This is a genomic window from Roseovarius roseus (genome assembly GCF_043355935.2).
GTDB classification, from domain to species: Bacteria; Pseudomonadota; Alphaproteobacteria; order Rhodobacterales; family Rhodobacteraceae; genus Roseovarius; species Roseovarius roseus.
Genome location: NZ_JBHFPE020000037.1, coordinates 1 through 6,616, shown reverse-complemented (window position 1 = coordinate 6,616; position 6,616 = coordinate 1). Strand labels below are relative to the sequence as shown.

At 60.4% G+C, this 6,616-nt stretch carries 7 protein-coding genes and 2 pseudogenes; 6 read left to right on the top strand and 3 right to left on the bottom strand.

The window, feature by feature from the left end:
- Nucleotides 1-81 precede the first annotated feature (81 nt).
- On the bottom strand, nucleotides 82-882 hold the full coding sequence (locus ACEWPL_RS19125; RefSeq protein WP_393931925.1) for a Crp/Fnr family transcriptional regulator: 801 nt from the start codon (nucleotides 880-882) through the stop codon (nucleotides 82-84).
- Between the two features lie 99 nt (nucleotides 883-981).
- Nucleotides 982-1,290, bottom strand: coding sequence for a hypothetical protein (locus ACEWPL_RS19120; protein WP_420744349.1), 309 nt, complete (start codon nucleotides 1,288-1,290; stop codon nucleotides 982-984).
- Nucleotides 1,291-1,488: 198 nt separating this feature from the next.
- Here ACEWPL_RS19120 and ACEWPL_RS19115 point away from each other — a divergent pair.
- From ACEWPL_RS19115 to ACEWPL_RS19090, 6 genes and pseudogenes are all read left to right on the top strand, one after another.
- Nucleotides 1,489-1,779: pseudogene (locus ACEWPL_RS19115) on the top strand (IS110 family transposase); the annotation flags it as partial.
- Between the two features lie 340 nt (nucleotides 1,780-2,119).
- Nucleotides 2,120-2,986: a diaminopimelate epimerase gene (dapF, locus tag ACEWPL_RS19110; RefSeq protein WP_393929013.1), complete on the top strand. Its 867-nt coding sequence runs from the start codon at nucleotides 2,120-2,122 to the stop codon at nucleotides 2,984-2,986.
- The gene (locus ACEWPL_RS19105) at nucleotides 2,983-3,732 is read left to right on the top strand and encodes an ATP-binding cassette domain-containing protein (protein ID WP_476454020.1); all 750 of its coding nucleotides are present in this window, start codon (nucleotides 2,983-2,985) and stop codon (nucleotides 3,730-3,732) included. The genes dapF and ACEWPL_RS19105 overlap by 4 nt, the downstream gene beginning before the upstream one ends.
- 33 nt (nucleotides 3,733-3,765) lie before the next feature.
- A complete protein-coding gene (locus ACEWPL_RS19100; protein ID WP_393929015.1) occupies nucleotides 3,766-4,563 on the top strand; it encodes a transporter substrate-binding domain-containing protein in 798 nt (265 codons plus the stop codon).
- A 77-nt stretch (nucleotides 4,564-4,640) separates the two neighbouring features.
- A complete protein-coding gene (locus ACEWPL_RS19095; RefSeq protein WP_393929017.1) occupies nucleotides 4,641-5,333 on the top strand; it encodes an amino acid ABC transporter permease in 693 nt (230 codons plus the stop codon).
- 15 nt (nucleotides 5,334-5,348) lie between these two features.
- Complete coding sequence (locus ACEWPL_RS19090) at nucleotides 5,349-6,038, top strand: amino acid ABC transporter permease (protein WP_393929019.1); 690 nt, start codon at nucleotides 5,349-5,351, stop codon at nucleotides 6,036-6,038.
- 113 nt (nucleotides 6,039-6,151) lie between these two features.
- Here ACEWPL_RS19090 and ACEWPL_RS19085 read toward each other — a convergent pair.
- A pseudogene (locus ACEWPL_RS19085) lies at nucleotides 6,152-6,514 on the bottom strand (IS110 family transposase); the annotation flags it as partial.
- Between the last annotated feature and the right edge of the window lie 102 nt (nucleotides 6,515-6,616).

Sequence of the window (6,616 nt, the reverse complement as noted above, 5' to 3'; positions counted from 1 at the left end):
GAGACGTTCGACCTGCGGACCCAACTCGGGGGGGGAGAGCACATTCGCCTGATGTGGCGGGAACATCTGTCCGGCGGCCCCTCAGCAGGCGCGGGCCCGCGGCTGATCCTCATCCCATTGCAGGATCCTGTATTTCTCGTGGCTGGCAAGGTCGATCAGGCCCTTGATCTTGAGATCGCTGAAGGCGCGGCTGACGGTCTCGACCGACAGGCCCAGGTGATCCGCGATATCGCGGCGCGGCATGGGCAGGGCGATATGGCCCGCGCTGGATCGGGTCGCTGCAAAGGCCTTGAGAAAGTCGAAGAGACGCTCATGCGCCTTGTTATTGAGAAGCGCGAGCAACTGTTGTTCGCGGCGGGCCAGCAGGATCCGCATGCGCTTGTGCATGTCCTGCCGCAGCGCGTCGCTGACGCCCAGCGCGTGCTCGATGGTTGTGCGGGGCAGGGCGCGCAGGGTCACGTGATCGACGGCCTCGGCAGTAAAGTGCCAGCGATCGACATAGGAAATCCCGACGAAATCGCCTTTGGTGGCAAAGGAGAATATCTGCCGGCGGCTTCGGGAGTCGATAGTGCAGCAGCGCACGATCCCGGATGTGACCATGTACATCGCTTCCGCAGGCTCGTCATGCAGCAGGATGGTGGCGTCGGGCTGAAACTGCTTGCGAAAGGATTTCCGCTCGAAGAGCGACACCAGCGGGCTGTAATCCGCCTCCGCTTCCGCCGGGAGACGGCGCGGGGCCGCTATGGCGTGGCTGCGCGCGCCCGGGGCAAGGATAATCGGCTTTGAAGGGGCGGGCCCGGCAATGCGCGCCAAGGCTATAGGCCGGGCACGCGCGATGGGCGTGCCGGGTCGTGCGGTGGTCTCTGCGGTGGATACTGTCATGGCGCTATCCCCGTTCATGTGGCATCGGCGGCATTCTGCGCATCGAAACCTGTTGGTGCGCGGGTGCGCAGCGTGGCTGCGGCCCTTGCCTTGATCCTGCTAGTGTCTCTTTGCGCGCTGCCTCGCGAGGGTGCGATAGGTCAGGATGGCCCTGCGCAGCGCATCCCAGTCGTCATAACCCTTGGCCGATTGCGCCTCGGCGCCGTGCGCCCGGTCGAAAGCCGCACTTTGAAACATCTGCAACGTGGTGCGGACCTGCGCGTTCAACTCGGCCAAAGGGGGCGCCATCCATGTGGTGTCCGGCGATTTTCCACCCTTCACAAGTTCGACCATATCCTCCAGTTCAGCACCGAATTTCTTCAGGCAGCTCATTGCCGATTTCAGACTTTCATCCTGTGCGTTCATCATGGCACCTTCAGGATATGCTTGGTATCGATGCCCAGAGTGGCATATGATCCCCCTACGTTTTTCAGTCTATGCCAATTTTTCAGTCTATGCCAAGAGGCCTGACATCTAAGCAGACATTCGGCATTGATGATTTGAACGCCCCCCGACGGCATCAATGTGCCAAGGTGGGGCTGCGATGATCCACAAAGGAGGACGGTCATGTCGGAGATTATCACTGTCGGGCTCGATCTGGTGAAGAATGTGTTTGAGGTTGACGGGGCAGATGGCTCTGGCAGAGCGGTGCTTCGCAAGAAGCTGCGACGGGATCAGGTCCTTGAGTTTTTCGGACGGCTACCGTGCTGCGCCGTTGCGATGGAAGCCTGTGGTGGCGCCAATTTCTGAGACCGGGAAATCGGCAAGCTTGGACATGAGGTGAGGCTCATCCCGCCTGCCTACGTGAAGCCCTTCGTGAAGCGTCAGAAAAACGATGCGGTCGATGCTGAGGCGATTTCAAGTTACTCACACATAGCACACACGAAACCCTTCAAGCCATTAACCAGAAATATTAATTTATCTAACCCATCACGGGACAGACGCAAAACTTCCGAATGGCCGCTTCTGATTAGTTTTCAGACCTTGGTATAAATTGCGGCATCCGACAATTGAGCTCATTCCTGCCGTTAGCTGCGAACATCATGGAGGTCAGGTATGTTCGAGATGAAAATCCTCACCGACGAGGGAACTCCGCCTTGCAATGAATGGGTGAAGCCGCGACAGTGCCGTACAAGGCGTAGAAGACGTCTCACGGATGCCTAACCGCGAGAATGAACGACACGAAAGCGAAATGTTGATGACACATCCGTGGAGCGGCGTTTTCTGTGCCGATGGACGGCCATTCGTCAAAATGCACGGGCTGCGCAATCATTTCGTCATCGTCGACGGGCGCGCAGATCCTTACATGCCCGAAAGAGGCGAGATCGCTCATATCTGCGACGTTCAGGTGGGTGTGGGCGGCGATCAGCTGCTGGTGGTCGAGACGTCCGGGCGGGCCGATGCCAGGCTCCGCATTCTCAACGTTGACGGGCGGGAGGTCGGTGCCTGCGGCAACGCCACGCGCTGTGTCGCCTGGCTGCTGCTGGAGGAGGCCGGATCGGACGAGGTGATGATCGAGACACAGGCCGCCGTTCTGCGCTGCACGCGCCGCGGTCTGAGCGAGGTCAGCGTCGAGATGGGGCGGGTCGAACATGACTGGCAGAGATTTCCGCTCGCGCACGCCGTGGATACGCTGGACCTGCCGCTGTCGCACGGGCCGCTGGAGCATGGTGTGGCATCCTGGGTCGGCAATCCGCATGTGACGTTCTTCGTTGACGATCTGCCATCCCTGGATGTGGCGGCGCTGGCACGGCCCGTGCTGATGGATCCTCTTTTTCCTGAGCAGGTGAATGTCGGGCTGGCCGAGATCCTTGGCCACGCACGCATGCGCTTGCAGGCCTATGAGCGTCCCGGCATTCTGACCGGCGCATGCGGCACCGGGGCCTGCGCCGCCGTGCGGGCCGCGCAACTTCGCGGACTGGTTGGCACCGGACCGATCAGGGTGGACATGGGCGCCGGTTCCGTGACAATCCGGATCGACACGGACGGCGGCGCCACGATGACCGGACCGGTCGCCTATGCATTCAGCGGACGCCTGCCACTTCATTCGGAAAGGACACCATGAGCGAGCCGATGATCGTCATCGAGGGGGTCAGCAAGACCTACCACATGAAAGGCCGACCGGACGTGCGTGCGCTCGACAACGTGAGCGCCACCATCGACCGCGGCGAGGTGGTGGTCATCATCGGCCCGTCCGGTTCTGGCAAGTCGACGCTTCTGCGTGCGCTCAATGGCCTGCAACCCGTGGATTCCGGCCGCATTGTCATCGACGGCGTCGAGGTGACCAGCAAGAAAACGAACATCAACCGCCTGCGCGCCGAGGTCGGCATGGTGTTCCAGCATTTCAATCTTTTTCAGCACAAGACCGCGCTGGAGAATATCGTTTTGCCGCAGATCATCGTCGCCAAGCGCAAACGCGCCGAGGCCGAACGAATTGCGCGCGATCTGCTCAAGAAGGTTGGGCTGCCCGATCAGGAGAACAGCTATCCGGTCATGTTGTCGGGCGGTCAGCAGCAGCGCGTCGCCATTGCACGCAGCCTCGCGATGAAACCAAAGGTGATGCTGTTTGACGAGGCGACCTCGGCGCTGGACCCCGAAACGGTGGGCGGCGTACTGGAACAGATGCGCGCCCTCGCCGCCGAGGGGATGACCATGGCGGTCGTCACACATGAGATGGGCTTTGCGCGCGAGGTGGCGGATCGCATGATTTTCATGGATGGTGGCGCCATCGTCGAGGAAAACACACCCGCTGCGTTCTTTGACAACCCTCGGACCGACCGCGCCCGAGATTTTCTGAGCCAGATACTATAACGTTACGATCATTCACCACGGAGGAGAGACAACGTGAAACTGAAAACACTGACCACCGCCCTGATTGGCGGCGCCGCAATGGCCGTGATGGCCACCGTGTCCTGGGCCGAGACGACGATGGAAAAGATCGTGCGCACCGGCGAGATGACCATCGCCGTTCAGACGCAAGGCCCTCCCGTCAGCTTCATCAACAAGGACGGTGAGCGTACGGGCCTGGCTGTGGAGCTGGCGCAGATGATGGCCGATGACATGGGCGTCAAGCTGGTCGTGCAGGATTACGACTGGAAGGGCCTCATTCCTGCGCTGACGTCGGGCAAGGCCGATTTCATCGCCGCCGACATGACGCCGACCGCGCAACGCAGCATGCAGATCATGTTCACCGAGCCGGTGTTCTTTGCCGAAACCGTCGCCTTCACCAAGGAAGGCACCGATTTCACCAGTTGGAAAGACCTAAACAAGGCCGACGTGTCCTTGGCCGCGACGCAGGCCTCGTCCTATGCTTCCGCCGCGCGCAAGTTCCTGCCCGAGGCCGAGCTGAAGGAATTTTCCGGCGGCACCGCGCAGGCGGTTCAGGCCGTCATGTCGGGCCGCGCAACGGCGGGTGTGACCGACAAGGCGACGCTGTCGGGCTTTCAGTCGTCCATCGACGGCATCGTATTGCTGGAGGGTGAGTTGAACAAGGAGCCGCTGGGCTTTGCCGTGCGTCCCGACTCGGTGCATCTGCTGAACAGCCTCGACAACTACATGCGCCTGCTCCGCATCGACGGACGCCTTGAGCAGAAGGTCGAATACTGGTGGAATTCCACCGACTGGGAAGCCGATCACAAGTGAGCTACCGGGGCCGGGGGCGCGGCGGTGCCCCCCGGCCCAAAACCCTCTGACATGACACGCAGGACTGCGGCCCGCCAATGATGTGGTTTCAGGATTTTTTCAATCTTCGGCTGGTGTCGGAGTATGCGGGTGTCTTTGCCGAAGGCATCTGGCAGACGCTGTGGATTTCCGCCGTCTGCCTTGCCTTGTCGCTGGTCCTGGGTACGGTGCTGGCGCTGGCGCGCATGTCGAAAAAACCGCTGCTCTGGCGGCCCGTCGCGGGCTACATCCAGTTCATCCGCTCGACGCCGCTGCTGGTGCAGATCTACCTAGTTTATTACGGCCTGCCGACGATCATGCCCTCGGGCCTGCTCTTTGACGAGGTGCAATCGGGGATCATCGCGCTGACGCTGCACACCTCGCCCTATATGGGCGAAATCATCCGTGCCGGGATCGGATCGGTCGCGCGCGGCCAGATCGAAGGCGCGCTGTCGGTGGGGATGACGCAGCGCGAAACGATGCGCTACATCACCTTGCCGCAGGCTATCGCCAACGTCATGCCGCCGCTGTTGGGCCAAACCGCCGTGCTGATAAAGGACACCTCGCTGCTCAGCATCATTGCGGTTTTCGAACTGCTGGGTGCGGGCCTTCTGATGTTTTCCGAAACGGTCGTGGCCACCGAAAGCTACATTACCGTCGCCGTTTGCTATCTGGGCATATACGCCATGATGCTGGTGCTTTCGGGCATCGTCCAGAACCGTCTAGGCGGCAGTGCATGGCAGGCGAATTGAGGGGAGGGGACAGGCATGGAATGGATCGCTGACAAATGGGACATCGTGGTTCAACTTTATCCCTTCATGCTGAAGGGACTGTGGCTGACGTTCCAGATTTCGATCATCGCTATCGCCATCGGCTCGACGATCGGGTTCATCCTGGGTGTTGCCAAGACGGCGGGATTCCGGCCGCTGGCCGCTATCATCAACCTCTACCTGCACCTGCTGCGCGGCTCGCCCTACCTTGTGCAGCTCTACATCGTTTACTTCGTGTTGCCTGCCACCGGCATCGCATGGCTGTCATTCGACAGCTACACTGCGGCCATCGTGTCGTTGTCGCTTTATACTTCCAGCTATGTGACAGAAATTGTAGCCGCCGCGATCAACGCCGTGCCCAGCGGGCAGGCCGAGGCGGCGCGTTCGGTCGGAATGTCGAAATTCAGGACCTATCAGCATATCGTGGTGCCGCAGGCGCTCAAGCTGACGATCCCGCCCATGGCCAGCATCTACGTCATCGTCATCAAGAGCACGGCGGTCCTGTCGGTAATCGGCATCTCCGAGCTGACCCGCCAGGGCGAAGTGGCGATCATGCGGATGCCGGCCGACATCATGTTCATCTACAGCCTGATCGCGGTATTCTATTTCATCTACTGCTATCCGATGCTGCGCCTGTCGAAATGGGCGGAAGGGCGGTTCGGCACATCCGCCGGTGGCGACAGGTAGGACGCCGCACGCTATCGGCTTGCGCCAACTTCTTCCAATAAGACGCCTCCTAAATTCGTAGATGGTGCGTCTTAATCACTTACGGTTTATAAAAGCTCTGGTTCGGTCAAGGTCAATGCGCCCTTCGAACGCGAGACAATCTCGTGGGTCTTGGAGAGCTCCTGAATGTCAGCGGTGCCGGTGACCAGTGGATCGTGGAAGAATTGCACCTCTCCGATCTCCAGCATGTGCAAGATGACCTGCGCGTCCTTCGGATCGTTTTTGTCCCAGCTGTTGTGAAGGGCTTCTCTTGTCCGGGCGAGATCGACGGAGGAGATGAGCTTCAGGTCAAACGCCGCCTGGCCAAGATGATGTGTCAGTGTCCGGTGATAGTTGCCGGTCGCCTCAAACCCGATCCGCACCGGCAGTCCGTAGATGGCAAGGGCGGTGACCAGGCGCTGGAAATCCTCCAGCGAGTTCGTGATCGTCATCCGTCGGCTCATGCGCCTGATGGCCACTACCATCCGAAACTTACCCATCCCCTCCACGACCACGGCGATGATCTGGAAGGTCAGGGTGTCGATCGAGTTGTAGCAGTG